At 71.6% G+C, this 13,074-nt stretch carries 7 protein-coding genes and 2 pseudogenes; 2 read left to right on the top strand and 7 right to left on the bottom strand.

Translation table 11 applies throughout. The features are described 5' to 3' along the window. Nucleotides 1-33: 33 nt before the first annotated feature. The 4 genes from ABZ919_RS12705 to ABZ919_RS12690 form a co-directional block, all read right to left on the bottom strand. Nucleotides 34-1,401: a S53 family peptidase gene (locus tag ABZ919_RS12705; RefSeq protein ID WP_361246301.1), complete on the bottom strand. Its 1,368-nt coding sequence runs from the start codon at nt 1,399-1,401 to the stop codon at nt 34-36. A 234-nt stretch (nt 1,402-1,635) separates the two neighbouring features. Continuing rightward, nucleotides 1,636-3,081 (bottom strand): aldehyde dehydrogenase family protein, encoded by a 1,446-nt coding sequence (locus ABZ919_RS12700; RefSeq protein WP_361246299.1) that lies wholly within the window; start codon nt 3,079-3,081, stop codon nt 1,636-1,638. A 125-nt stretch (nt 3,082-3,206) separates the two neighbouring features. Next, entirely contained in the window at nt 3,207-4,889 is a 1,683-nt protein-coding gene (locus ABZ919_RS12695; protein ID WP_361246296.1) for a PucR family transcriptional regulator, read from the bottom strand. A gap of 108 nt (nt 4,890-4,997) precedes the next feature. Beyond that, nucleotides 4,998-7,484, bottom strand: a complete 2,487-nt coding sequence (locus tag ABZ919_RS12690) for an ATP/GTP-binding protein (protein WP_361246293.1) — start codon at nt 7,482-7,484, stop codon at nt 4,998-5,000. A gap of 302 nt (nt 7,485-7,786) precedes the next feature. On the opposite strand from ABZ919_RS12690, the gene gabT reads away from it, so the two are divergent. Both gabT and ABZ919_RS12680 read left to right on the top strand, forming a co-directional pair. Then, complete coding sequence (gabT, locus tag ABZ919_RS12685; RefSeq protein ID WP_361246290.1) at nt 7,787-9,121, top strand: 4-aminobutyrate--2-oxoglutarate transaminase; 1,335 nt, start codon at nt 7,787-7,789, stop codon at nt 9,119-9,121. A gap of 506 nt (nt 9,122-9,627) precedes the next feature. Further along, nucleotides 9,628-10,242 (top strand): annotated as a pseudogene (locus tag ABZ919_RS12680) (phosphatase PAP2 family protein); the annotation flags it as partial. 22 nt (nt 10,243-10,264) lie between these two features. Here the strand turns inward: ABZ919_RS12680 and ABZ919_RS12675 are convergent. The 3 genes and pseudogenes from ABZ919_RS12675 to ABZ919_RS12665 form a co-directional block, all read right to left on the bottom strand. Continuing rightward, complete coding sequence (locus tag ABZ919_RS12675) at nt 10,265-12,112, bottom strand: glycoside hydrolase family 18 protein (protein ID WP_361246287.1); 1,848 nt, start codon at nt 12,110-12,112, stop codon at nt 10,265-10,267. Between the two features lie 83 nt (nt 12,113-12,195). Next, on the bottom strand, nt 12,196-12,666 hold the full coding sequence (locus ABZ919_RS12670) for a hypothetical protein (RefSeq protein WP_361246284.1): 471 nt from the start codon (nt 12,664-12,666) through the stop codon (nt 12,196-12,198). Nucleotides 12,667-12,781: 115 nt separating this feature from the next. Beyond that, nucleotides 12,782-13,074 (bottom strand): annotated as a pseudogene (locus ABZ919_RS12665) (hypothetical protein); the annotation flags it as partial.

The raw sequence follows: 13,074 nt of genomic DNA, 5'->3' as shown, positions 1-13,074 counted from the left end.
GGAGGTGACGCTCGACCGCGAGGGCCGGACGCGTCAGCCGCGGCTCGCCTCGGCAAGGGCCGGCACGAAGCGGAGGGCGTCCAGCGTGCCCACGCCGGTGGCCAGGTCGTAGCCGTTGACGGCCTTGTAGCCCTTGACGCCCTGGTAGCTGTTGTCGGTGCCGTCGTTGACGTCGACGAGGCCGGTGCTCTTGTGCTTGAGCAGGCCGTACAGGGCCGCGTTGACGTTGCCCAGGCGGTGGCCGGCCGCCTGGTCGGCGAGGGCGACGATGCCCGAGAAGAGCGGGGTGGCCTCGCTGGTGCCGCCCGTGACGTCCCAGCCGGTGGCGGTCGGGTCGTAGCTGGAGTAGATCCAGGCGCCGCCGTTGACCGCGGCGGCCATCGAGATGTCCGGGGTGCCGCGACGGGTGCCGACGACGTTCTTCACACCGTCCTGGAAGGAGGGCCGGGTGAAGACGTGGGACTGGCCGCCGCCGCCCGCGCCGTAGTCGTTGTAGACGCTGTCCGGCTTGACCCGCTCACCCTTGTCGTTCAGGTGCAGCTGGGTACCGCCGATGGAGGTGACCAGCGGGTCGGACGACGGCCAGGAGTTGACGCGCTTGTTGTAGTACGTCTTGCCGTCCAGCTTCATGTCGGTGGCACCGCCGTCACCGGAGGCGGCGAGAACCGTCACGTGCTTGCGCTGCGCGTCCTGGAAGGCGTACCGCAGCTTCTTGATGCTGGTGAAGTCGCCCTTGTCGAAGCCCGGGAAGGTGTTCTCCGTGGCGCCGAAGCTCTGGCTGATGACGTCGCCGACACCGTGGTCGATCAGGCTCTTCTCGGCGGACATCATCTCCGGCAGACCGGTGGTGCCCTCGGTTTCGGACACCGCCGTCTCCACCAGGACGATCTTGGCCCCCGGCGCGACGGCGTGGGCCATCTCCACGTCCAGCGTGGTCTCGCCGGCCCAGCCGGTCATGTCCGAGTTCTTGGGGTCGAACTTCGGGACGTGGCCCCACTTGACCACCTTGACCGTGGTGCTCGGCAGCCCGAACTGCTTGCTGTAGACGTCCAGGTCGTGCTGGACGGTGGGGGACCCGAAGGAGTCGACGATGACGATCGTCCGGCCCTTGCCCGTGATGCCCTTCTTGTACAGCGGGTTCAGGTCGTACGCGGTGCGGTACTGCAGCGGGTTGTAGCAGTTGATGTGCCACTTGGCCTGGCACTGCTCGATCGGCAGGGGGCTGGCCACGCCGTGGACCAGAGTATGCCCCGCGATGGCCGGTACCGCGAAGGTGTGCGGTACACCGGCGGGCGCGGCGGTGGTGGCGCCGGCCTGGGAGGTGGCCGCCAGTGCGGCGGCGACGAGCGCGGCGGTGGCGGCGGACGCCGCGACGCCGCGCCCGGTACGGGCTATGAGCATGTGTTCCCCTGAGTGATCCCTGAGACGTCCCGGGCCCGGACGGACCCGAGCCGGACGAAGTGGTCAGGCGCATCCCATCGGGAGAGTCATGGACAGAACAAGACGCAGGGCAACAGTCTTGAACAGCCGATATCAAATCCTTTACCGGCAAGCAGAAACGAGGCAACGGAAACGGCCGCAGCCCCCGCACAGTGGGCTGCGGCCGTTTCTGTTTTCCGACCTGTCCGTGGCAGGTCAGAGCGCGAGACCGGTGAGAACCAGCACGCGCTCGTAGGTGTAGTCCTCCATCGCGAACCGCACGCCTTCACGGCCCACACCGGACTGCTTGGCGCCGCCGTAGGGCATCTGGTCGGCGCGGTAGGACGGGACGTCGCCGATCACCACGCCGCCGACCTCGAGGGCGCGGTGGGCACGGAAGGCGACCTGCAGGTCGTGGGTGAACACGCCTGCCTGGAGGCCGTACTTGGAGTCGTTGGCCGCGGCGAACGCCTCGGCCTCGCCGTCCACCTTCTGCACGGTGAGGACCGGTCCGAAGACCTCCTCACAGGAGAGGGTGACGTCCGCGGGTACGTCGGTGAGCACGGTCGGCGCGTACGAGGCGCCGTCGCGGTCACCCCCGGTGAGGAGCGTGGCACCGGCCTCGACCGCCTCCTTCACCCAGGACTCCACACGCTTGGCGGCGTCCTCGCTGACCAGCGGGCCGACATCGGTCTTGGCGTCGGACGGGTCACCGGTGACCTGGGCCTCGACGGCGGCGACGATGCGCGGCAGCAGGCGGTCGTGGACGGAGGCGTCGACGATCACGCGCTGCACCGAGATGCAGGACTGGCCGCCCTGGTAGTTGGAGAAGGTCGCGATGCGGGTCGCGGCCCAGTCCAGATCGGCGTCGGAGGCGTAGTCGCCGAGGACGACCGCGGCCCCGTTGCCGCCCAGCTCCAGCGTGCAGTGCTTGCGCGGCACCGAGTCCATGATCGCGTAGCCGACCTTCTCGGAACCGGTGAAGGAGATGACCGGCAGACGCTCGTCCTGGACGAGGGCGGGCATCTTGTCGTTGGTGACCGGCAGGATGCTCCAGGAGCCGGCCGGCAGGTCGGTCTCGGCGAGCAGGTCGCCGAGGATCAGGCCGGAGAGCGGGGTCGCCGGGGCCGGCTTGAGGATGATCGGCGCGCCGGCGGCGATCGCCGGGGCGACCTTGTGGGCGCACAGGTTCAGCGGGAAGTTGAACGGCGCGATGCCGAGCACGACACCCTTGGGGAAGCGGCGGGTGAGGGCCAGCCGGCCCTGGCCGCCGGCGTCGGTGTCGAGGCGCTGGGCCTCGCCGCCGTTGAACCGGCGGGCTTCCTCGGCGGCGAACCGGAAGACGGAGACGGCACGCCCGACCTCGCCCCGGGCCCACTTGATGGGCTTGCCGTTCTCGGCGGAGATCAGCTGGGCGATCTCCTCGGTGCGCTCGACCAGCCGCTTGCTGACATGGTCGAGCGCGGCGGCACGCACGTGCGCCGGGGTGGCGGCGAAGTCGTCCCGCACGGCGTACGCGGCGGCCACGGCTTCCTCGACCTGGGCGTCGGTCGGCACGCTGACCTTGCCGACGAGCCGGCCGTCCCACGGGGAGGTGACGTCGAAGGTGTCCTCGCCGGTGACCTGGCGGCCGGCGAGCCAGAAGGCGTGGGTGGAAGTCATGTGCGAGTCCCGGCCCTTCCGCGTTGGAGGTGTGCTTGGCTTTCGTGGTCCACGGTAGGGCGGGGGCGGCCGGGGGTCGCTTGTCCGAGTCGTAGCAGTAGGAGGACCCGGCACTACTGTTTGGACTAGTCGGTGCCGGTCGCCTTCAGAGCGAGCCACAGCTCCATACGGACGTCCGGGTCGTCCAGGGAACGCCCCAGGATCTCCTCGACCCGGCGCATCCGGTACCGCAGCGTGTGCCGATGCACTCCCAGGTCCGCCGCGGCCGCGTCCCACTGCCCGTGCCGCGACAGCCACGCCCGCAGCGAGGCGACCAGGTCCCCCCGGCCCGTCGCGTCGTGCTCGTGCAACGCCCGCAGCAAGCCGTCCGCGAACGCCTTCACCGCGTCGTCGGCGAGCAACGGCAGCACGGACCCTGCGGCCAGCTGCTCGTGCTCCACCAGCACCCGCCCGCGCCGCCGCGCCACCGACAGTGCCTGCTCGGCCTGCTTGTACGCCGCGGCCGCGGCGATCGGCCCGGCCGGCGCGGACAACCCGACGACCAGCTCCGCCTCGTCGCCCCCTGCCTGGTCCGGGACCGCCCGCGCCGCCTCCAGGGCCGCCGCGTACTGCGTACAGGCGGTCACCGCCGCGCCCCCGTCGGCGGCGAGCACCACCAGCCGCACCCCCTCGGGCACGACCAGCACGGCCTCCCCGGAGCGCGCGGCGGCGGACTCCACGCTCTCCGCCAGCCCGCCGAGCGGATCACCGGAGGCGCCGGCGGCGGCGAGCACGGCGCCGGCCGCCACCCGCGCGTGGCCGTGGGCCGGGGTCTGCCCTTGGGCGTGGGCGCGGGCGTCGGCGTGGGCCCGTGCGGCCGAGCCGGAGACCGACTCGGCGACGATCATCCGGAACGGCGCGTCGAGCAGCCCGCCGTACAGGTCCCCGGCGACGGCCCGGGCGTGGTCGGGTTCCCCGGCGAGCAGCATGCGCAGCACCGCCGTTCCGACGCGCTGTTCGGCCGCGTGCAGGGAGCGGGAGCGTTCGGTGGTGAGGGTGAGCAGGGCGATGGCCGAGTGCACCGCGTACCGCTCGGCGGTGCCGAGGGTGGCGGCCGTACCGACGGCGAGCGCGGCACGCGGCCGCCGGCCCGTGCCCAGGGAGTGCAGCTCGACCCGGTCCTCGTGTTCGGGGCCGCCGACCACGGAGGAGGCGGGGGCGGGCCGCTCCCGCAGCCGCTCCACTTCCGCGGTCAGCCGGCCGGCGCGCCGGCCGGCCCACTCCGGGGCGGCGGCGACGACGGCACCGGAGGCGTCGTACAGGGCCGCCCAGCCGTCGACCTGCGCGGCGAGCGCGCCCAGCAGCCCCTCGGGCCCGGCGTTCAGGGCCTGCCTGGTCAGCTCGCGCTGCGCGGCGAACCCTGCCGTGACCGCCCGGTACTGGTCGGCGGCGATGGCGGCGGACACGGCCTTGCTGATGGCGAGGAACGGGGTGCGGCGCGGCACCTCCAGCAACGGCAGGCCCTCCTGCCGGCAGGCGTCGACGAGGGGCGCCGGGATCTCCTCGTAGTTGACCCCGACGGCGAACCCGAGCCCCACGACCCCCGCTCCGACCAGCCGCTTCACATACCGCCGCATGGCCTCGGGATCCTCCGCGTCCAGCTTCAGCGCGGTGATCAGCAGCAGCTCGCCGCCCTCCATGTACGGCACGGGGTCGGCCAGCTCGCTGACGTGGGCCCAGCGGACGGGCACGTCGAGACGGTCCTCGCCCGCGCGCACGGTCAGCTTGAGCGCGGAATGGTGGACGAGCGAGGCGAGGGTCGGGGGCATGGGGCCTTCACGGTGAGGGGAATCCGGGTGATCACGGTGATCTTTTGGCCGAAGCGTATGAACGACCTACACCGATTCTGCCTCACCGTACGATCCCCTGCCGCCCCCTCACCCCCGCAGATCCACCAGCAACGGCGGCGCGTGCTGCCCCCGCACACTCGTCAACGACAACACCGCATGCCCCGCCGGCACCCCGTGAGCCAACTCGGACGCCGACCAGCGCTCCCGCTCGACCTGACGGACGGTGACGGCCTCGGTCGTCACCGCCTTACCGGTCACCAGTTTGCGCAGGGCATGGATGGCGCGCGTCATCGGCTGGTCGGCGAAGACGGTGTGCCGTGCCACATCCCGGGTCTCGACCCACTGCGTGCCCCAGGCGTCCGCGAACCTCCCGCCGTCCCATGTGGTGACCCCCGCAAAGGCCATGTGGCAGCCGACGGCCGCGTACAACGGCCCGTGCAGTGCCTCGGGGACGTCACCCACCGTGCGCAGCGCGAGGACCACACCCGCGTTCTGGGAGCGCAGGCGCTGGATGCGCCGGACGGACTCGGCCGTCACCGCTCCGGTGGCGTCGTCCAGGACGAGGCAGGCGAAGTGGGTCCGTTCGGCCGCCGGCGTCACGGTGGCGAACTGGGCGAGCACCAACCGGGTGATGATCCGGGACGCCTCTTCGTGTCCGCGGTCGGGCAGATCGATACGGACGCGCAACGGATGGTGGGCGACGGCACGCAGCGAGAACGGCCGGGCGCTCCCGCCGTCCCCGCCGAAGAACTCGGCGAACGCCGGCCGGTCCAGTACGGCGAGCCGGTCGGCCAGGACCGGCCCGGGATCGGCGGAGCTGCCCGACTGCCGGGTACGCGCATCGAGTTCGCGCCGCATCGCGGCGTGCTCGTCGCCGGCGAGCCCCCCGCGCAGCGCGGCCAGGGCCTCGGCATCCCCCTCCAGGAGTTCCCGCAGCACGGGCAGGGTCGGGAATCTTCCGTACGCCGCCCGGTAGGGGCCGAGGAGCTGGGCGAGCGCGGTGACCGAGCGCTGACCGCTCGCCGTGTCCAGGTCGCCGGCCAGCCCCTCCGCCAGGAAGGCCGCCGCCTCGTCGGGGTCGTCGGAGTCGGCGTACGGGTCGAGATCGTGCACGGACGCGGGATCGCCGAGGCGTACGATCACGTCGTAGGCCGAATCGGGTCCGAGCGGGGTGCCGGCCGCGCACACCGCGACCACGGCGCACTGGCCGGCCAGTGCCTGCAGGCCGAGCGACTCGACGACGGGCCGGATCAGGTGACGCGTCTTGCCGGAGCCGGAGGGCCCGACGGCCAGCAGCGAGGTGCCCAGGGTGTCGGGCGCGAGGGCCGCCCCGGCACCGCCGTAGGCGAGCGGGGTGCGCTCCCCCTCCACCCACCGCCCGATGCGCACCTGCCGGATGAGCAGATCATGCGGCGCGACCCGGCCGGACAGGTCACGGTCCCCGGAGGGATGGGTCCAGGCGGCACCACCCTCGCGCAGCACGGTGTCGGTGAAGGAGGACAGCCGCGCCCGGGAACGCGCCAAGGCCCACATGTGGCCGACCCTGGCGCAGTCGACGTCGTTCATCCGGCCGGCGTCCACCTCTGCGGCGAGCACGTCCGCGGCCTGGTGCTGGCCGGCCTCGCGCAGTGCGGGCCACTGCGACGGCCGCCGGTCGACGGCAGGCTCTGGGCCCTCGGCTGACCCGGCCCGACTCCGCGCGGCGAGAGCCTGCTTGATGAGAGACCACCAGCCGCCGATACGGGCGAACGGCCACAGCACCAGCAGGGTGATCAGCGTGTACAACGCGTCCGTGAGCGTCTCCGAGGTGAAGACGCCGTAATCGCCGCTGATCAGAACGATCAGCGAGAACAACGGGTCCTGTACGGGCAGCGCGTTCCAGCCCAGCCCGAACGCGCCCGGGAAGACGAAGGCCAGCGTGATCAGTGCGCCGAGAGCGGCGATGAGGGCGCGAGCGGGCTGCTCGCGACGGGTGACGACGTGCCGGATGACGTCGGGCCAGCTGCCCAGGCGCGCCATGGCATAGACGAGGAGCGCGAAGACCACGCCGTCGGCGACGGTCATGGCCTCGGCACCTTGGTACCCCTTCGGCGACGTGGTGCCGGGCCACCACCAGCCGTCCGGGGTGAGCAGCTTGAGGACGGTCCACTGGTAGGGCAGGCTGCCGTGCCGCCACAGTGACCACAGAAGCAGTCCCGCCACGAGGGGGACCACGAAACCGACGATGGTGACCGGAGCCAGGCGCTGTCCTTGGTGTGTCGCCTTGGGCAGGCGGTAGCCGTGGCGCCAGATACCGGGCTCGGCGGCCGGACGAGGCTGGTCGAGCCAGTCGGCGACGGGCGAGCGAGGGTGTGACGGCTGAGTGGCGTCGCCGGGCCGCGGTCCAGGCGGGGGCACGTCCGGCAGTCGCGTCGGCCGAGGTGGCGCGGCGGGGACCTCGTACGGCGTCGCAGCGCCGTTGTACGGCGTCTCGGGCCGGTTCCAGGGTGGTGCGGGCACGTCCGTCGGCTCCGCCGGCCGCGGCACGGGGTGCGCATGCGTGCCCCGTGCGTCCTGCGTCCCGTCGCTGTCCATCGCCCTTGCCCCCTGACCAGCCGCGCCGTCCACCGTCAGCGAGTCAATCTAATGCCCTCGCATGGGGAGTTCAGCGATTGCGTGGCAGGGCACCCAGTGAGATGCGAGCACGCCACCGCGTCCCTCTCCCCGTTCCTCTATGTCCACTCCGGACAACCGCCTACCGCGAAGACGCCCACATGGAGCATGCCCACCCCCCACCCCCGGCCCTAGCCTGCGAAGAAAGACAGGTAAGCGGCCGAAAAATCACCGCCCGGAATCGTCCGGGACCGCCCGGTACGCAAGATCATCAGGGAGCCCCCATGAGCGCACTTCCGCAGGAGCGCCGCGTCGTCACCGCCATCCCCGGCCCCAAGTCGCAGGAGCTGCAGGCCCGCCGTACCGCTGTGGTCGCGCAGGGCGTGGGCTCCGTGCTGCCGGTCTTCACCGCGCGCGCGGGTGGCGGGATCATCGAGGACGTCGACGGCAACCGGCTCATCGACTTCGGTTCCGGCATCGCCGTGACCAGCGTCGGCGCGTCCGCCGAGGCCGTCGTACGGCGCGCCTCCGCCCAGCTCGCCGACTTCACCCACACCTGTTTCATGGTCACCCCGTACGAGGGGTACGTCGCCGTCGCGGAGGCCCTGGCCGAGCTCACCCCCGGTGACCACGCCAAGAAGTCCGCGCTGTTCAACTCCGGCGCCGAGGCCGTGGAGAACGCCGTCAAGATCGCGCGTGCCTACACCAAGCGGCAGGCCGTGGTGGTGTTCGACCACGGTTACCACGGGCGTACCAACCTGACCATGGCGCTGACGGCGAAGAACATGCCGTACAAGCACGGCTTCGGGCCGTTCGCGCCCGAGGTGTACCGGGTACCGGTGGCGTATGCGTACCGCTGGCCGACCGGGCCGGAGAACGCCGGGCCGGAGGCCGCCGCGCAGGCCATCGACCAGATCACCAAGCAGGTCGGCCCGGACAACGTGGCCGCGATCATCATCGAGCCGGTGCTCGGCGAGGGCGGCTTCATCGAGCCGGCCAAGGGCTTCCTGCCGGCGATCCGCCAGTTCGCCGCCGACAACGGGATCGTGTTCGTCGCGGACGAGATCCAGTCGGGCTTCTGCCGGACCGGGCAGTGGTTCGCCTGTGAGGACGAGGACATCGTCCCGGACCTGATCACCACCGCCAAGGGCATCGCCGGTGGTCTGCCGCTCGCCGCCGTCACCGGGCGGGCGGAGATCATGGACGCCGCGCACGCCGGTGGGCTCGGTGGTACGTACGGCGGTAACCCCGTCGCCTGCGCCGGTGCGCTCGGCGCCATCGAGACCATGAAGGAGCTCGACCTCAACGGCAAGGCCAAGCGCATCGAGGAGATCATGAAGGGTCGCCTCACCGCCATGGCCGAGAAGTTCGACGTCATCGGTGACGTTCGCGGGCGCGGCGCCATGATCGCCATCGAGCTGGTCAAGGACCGCACGACCAAGGAGCCGAACCCGGAGGCCACCGCCGCGCTCGCCAAGGCGTGCCACGCCGAGGGCCTGCTGGTCCTGACCTGTGGCACCTACGGCAACGTGCTGCGCTTCCTGCCCCCGCTGGTCATCGGTGAGGACCTGCTCAACGAGGGTCTCGACATCATCGAGCAGGCCTTCGCCGGCATCTGAGCCGACGGCTGATCACGCGCATCCGAGCGCGTGGTCCGCACCTTTGGAGGCCCCGGAAGGGTGCCTGCGGCAGGCGGTGTGAAGAAGGTGTGCGAGGTGGATGACGGGACGCGATTCCGTCTGCCCAAGCGGCCCCGCCTGCCGTAGGTTCTACCCAGATGAGAGATACACCCCGCCCACAGGGGACTGTGGGCGATTTCAGGCCGGGGCCTCCCCAGCTTCGACCTGGTCGTGCCCTCGCGCACACATCCGGCGCCTGACGGCTCCGGGATCTCCTCACCGATCGGACGGTCGCCGCCCCAAACCCCCCGGGGCGCGCGACGTTCCGATCCGGACGGCCGCTTCGGAACGCCCCCCCTGTTCCGGGGCGGCCGACCTCCTTCTCCGGATGCCCCCGGACTTCTCCAGCTGCCTCCGGATGCCCCCGGACTTCTCCGGATGCCACCGAATCTCGCCGGTTGCCGCCGGCGTCACCGGATGTCTTGCATGTCTCCGGATGTCTCCGGATGTCTCCGTGTAAATCTGACAAGCTGGGCGCCGTGCCGACCACACTCCGCCGCGCCCCGCTCCTCGGCCTCCCGGCCGCCCTTTTCGCCCTGATCACCTGGCAGGTCGTGAGTCACGGCCCGCTGCTGCGCCCGGACGCCCGTCTCAGCCGGGCCCTCGCGCACCCGGACCGGTTCTCCGAACGCCTCTCCGACCTCGGCAACGTCCAGGTCGCCGTCCCGGTCCTCGTCGTGGCCGTGCTCTACGCCCTCTGGCGCGGGCGCGCCTCCGGTACGGGTCTGTGGTGGCTGCCCCCCACTGCGGCGGTCTTCCTGATGACGCTGGTCCCGGTGATCGTCGTGCCGCTCAAGGACTGGACCGCACGGCCGGGGACACCCGTGATGCCCCCGGCCGTCGGCTACTTCCCCTCCGGCCACACGGCCACGGCGGCCGTCGCGTACGGCTCGGCGACCCTGCTCCTGCTTCCCTGGCTGCACTCCCCCGCCGCCCGCCGCCGCCTGGTCGCCGCCTGTACGGCCGTGGTCCTCGGGGTGTCGTACGGCCTGGTCAGGCACGGCTACCACTGGCCGCTGGACGTGGTGGCCAGCTGGTGCCTGAGCGCCGTGCTGCTGACGGTCCTGTCCCTGACGCCCGGTCTCAGCCGAAGTAGGCGTCGAACGTCTTCCGGAACTCCCAGTTCGAGTAGCGGTCCCAGTTCACCGACCATGTCATCAGCCCCCGGAGCGACGGCCAGGTGCCATGGGTCGCGTACGAGCCGCAGTCCGTCCTCTTCGTCAGGCAGTCCAGGGTCTTGGTGACCTCCGCCGGAGGCACATAGCCGTTGCCCGCGTTCGTCGAGGCCGGCATGCCGATCGCGACCTGGTCCGGGCGCAGCGGCGGGAAGACGTTGTTCGGGTCGCCGGCGACCGGGAAACCGGTGAGCAGCATGTCGGTCATGGCGATGTGGAAGTCGGCGCCGCCCATGGAGTGGTACTGGTGGTCCAGGCCCATGATCGGCCCGGAGTTGTAGTCCTGGACGTGCAGGAGCGTGAGGTCGTCGCGCAGGGCGTGGATGACCGGCAGGTACGCGCCGCAGCGCGGGTCCTGGCCGCCCCACTTGCCGGTGCCGTAGTACTGGTAGCCGTTCTGGACGAAGAAGGTCTCCGGCGCCATGGTCAGCACGAACCTGGAGCCGTACTCGGCCTTGAGGGTCTTCAGGGCCGAGATCAGGTTGACGATCACGGGTGTGGTCGGGTTCTTGAAGTCGGTGTCGGTGGTGTCCAGGGACAGCGAGTGGCCCTCGAAGTCGATGTCGAGGCCGTCGAGGCCCCAGTCGTCGATGATCCTGGAGACGGAGGAGACGAAGGCGTCGCGGGCCGCGGTGGTCGTGAGCTGGACCTGGCCGTTCTGGCCGCCTATGGAGATCAGCACCTTCTTGCCGGCCGCCTGCTTGGCCTTGATCGCGGCCTTGAAGTCGGCGTCGCTCTCGGCGTTCGGGCACTCGGTGACCGGGCAGCGGTTGAAGCGTATGTCCCCCGAGGCGGGCGAAGTGGGCTCGCCGAATGCCAGGTCGATGACGTTCCAGCTGTCGGGCACGTCGGCCAGGCGGGTGTATCCGGAGCCGTTGGCGAAGCTCGCGTGCAGGTAGCCGACGAGGGCGTGGACCGGCAGGCCGGCCGAGCCTCCCCCGCCTCCGGTGCCCGCGCTGCCGGTCGTCGCGGTCACGACCGAGGACTTCGCGGACTCACCGGCGTCGTTGCTCGCGGTGACCTGGAAGCTGTAGGCCGTCGAGGCGGACAGTCCGGTGATGGTGGCCGACGTGCCGCTCGCCGTCGTGACGCGGGCCCCGTCGCGGTAGACGGTGTAGCTCGTGGCGCCGGAGACCGCCGACCAGGACAGGCCGACCGAGGAGGAGGTGACTGCGGTGGTCGTCAGGCCGGTGGGCGCGGCGGGCGGCCGTCCGGTGCCGCTGCCACCGCCGCCCGGGCCGACCAGGGAGACGTCGTCGGCGTAGTAGGTGCCGGTGCCGTACCAGCCGTGCGTGTAGAGGGTCACCTTCGTCGTGCTCGCGCCGGTGGTGAAGGCGGTGGTCAGCTTCTGCCAGGTGGGGGCGGACTGGGTCCAGGTGGACACGTCGGTGGTGCCGGTGCCGGTCGCGCCGAGGTAGACGTAGGAGCCCTGGACGTACCCGGACAGCGTGTACTGGGAGTTCGGCTGGACGGCGACCGTCTGCGCGCACTGGGCGTCGTCGCTGCCGGCCGGCGTCGCCTGCAGCGCGTGACTTCCGCTGCGCACGGGCGAGGTGACGGTCGTTCCGCTGCCGGCCGTGCAGGCCCAGCCGGTCAGGCCGGACTCGAAGCCGCCGTTCGTCACGACGTCCGCGTCCACCGCGCGGGCGGCCGACGAGAGCGCGGTCATGCCGGGCACGGCCAGCAGGGCGGCTGTGAGCAGGGCGACGACGGGTCCGGGGCAGCGTGCGCGCGGGGCGCGTAGGGCACGTTCCACAAGAGCCTCCGGTGTCAGGGGAGTTGGAGGGTGGAGCGCACTCAACTTGGTCCAGACCAATCCTCTTGTCAAGGCATCGAGCGCTACCCGCCCACACCCCCGGCCCCACCCCCGCCCCCGGCCAGCCGCGCCGCCGCTTCGTGCATCGCCAGCTCCAGCAGCGCGGGGTCGGTCAGCGTCCCCGAGCCGTCCGGCGGCACCAGCCAGCGCACACCCCGGGTCGCCCGGCCCGGGTACGGCACGACGATCCAGGTTCCGCGTCCGGCGGCACGGACACCGGTGCCGACCCAGCGGGCCGCGGTGCCCGGCGGCACGAGGAACCCGACCCGGTTGTCGCCGAAATCGACGAGTACCGGGCCGGGGTGGTCGAGCACGCGGGTGAGCACGTCCAGGGTGGGATGACCGAGGTCGCCCGGCAGGATCAGTACGTCCCAGGCCCGGCCGGCGGGCAACAGCGCGATCCCGAGGGGGTTGCGCTCCCATTCCAAGCGGCAGGACTCGGGGTCCGGTGCGACGGATGCCAGCCACTCGACGGCCGTCTTCGCCCCAGTCATCAAGAAGGCCCCCTCTTCTCTCGTACGACCGTCCTGCACGGTCGTACGAGGAGAGAGAGGGAGGCCCTCCGGACGCGTTACGCGGGTTCAGCGCCCTTTTTAGAACTGACCCGGATCACATTCCGGCCCCGGTGTCGGCAGCCCCGGTGGCATCGGCAGGGGCCTGCGACTGGTCACCCTTGCCCTGGTCGGTCTGCCCCTGGCCCGACTGGCCCTGCTGCGGGCCGGTCTGCCCCTGGTCCTTCTGCCCCTGGCCGGACTGGTCCTGGCCCGACTGGCCCTGCTGCGGGTCGGTCTGCCCCTGATCGCCCTGCGCCGGGTTGTCCTTGCCCAGGTCCTTACCGGGGTCCTTGGGGTTGGGATCCTTCGGAGCCGGGTCCTTGGGAGCCGGATCCTTCGGGTTGGGGT

It is taken from the genome of Streptomyces sp. NPDC046759 (genome assembly GCF_040645475.1).
GTDB lineage: Bacteria > Actinomycetota > Actinomycetes > Streptomycetales > Streptomycetaceae > Streptomyces.
This window is presented reverse-complemented; position numbering and strand designations above follow the sequence as displayed.

Coding starts and splice junctions, on each gene's coding strand:
- ABZ919_RS12705 (WP_361246301.1), bottom strand. CDS start 1,401: ATGCTCATAGCCCGTACCGGGCGCGGCGTCGCGGCGTCCGCCGCCACC.
- ABZ919_RS12700 (WP_361246299.1), bottom strand. CDS start 3,081: ATGACTTCCACCCACGCCTTCTGGCTCGCCGGCCGCCAGGTCACCGGC.
- ABZ919_RS12695 (WP_361246296.1), bottom strand. CDS start 4,889: ATGCCCCCGACCCTCGCCTCGCTCGTCCACCATTCCGCGCTCAAGCTG.
- ABZ919_RS12690 (WP_361246293.1), bottom strand. CDS start 7,484: ATGGACAGCGACGGGACGCAGGACGCACGGGGCACGCATGCGCACCCC.
- gabT (WP_361246290.1), top strand. CDS start 7,787: ATGAGCGCACTTCCGCAGGAGCGCCGCGTCGTCACCGCCATCCCCGGC.
- ABZ919_RS12670 (WP_361246284.1), bottom strand. CDS start 12,666: ATGACTGGGGCGAAGACGGCCGTCGAGTGGCTGGCATCCGTCGCACCG.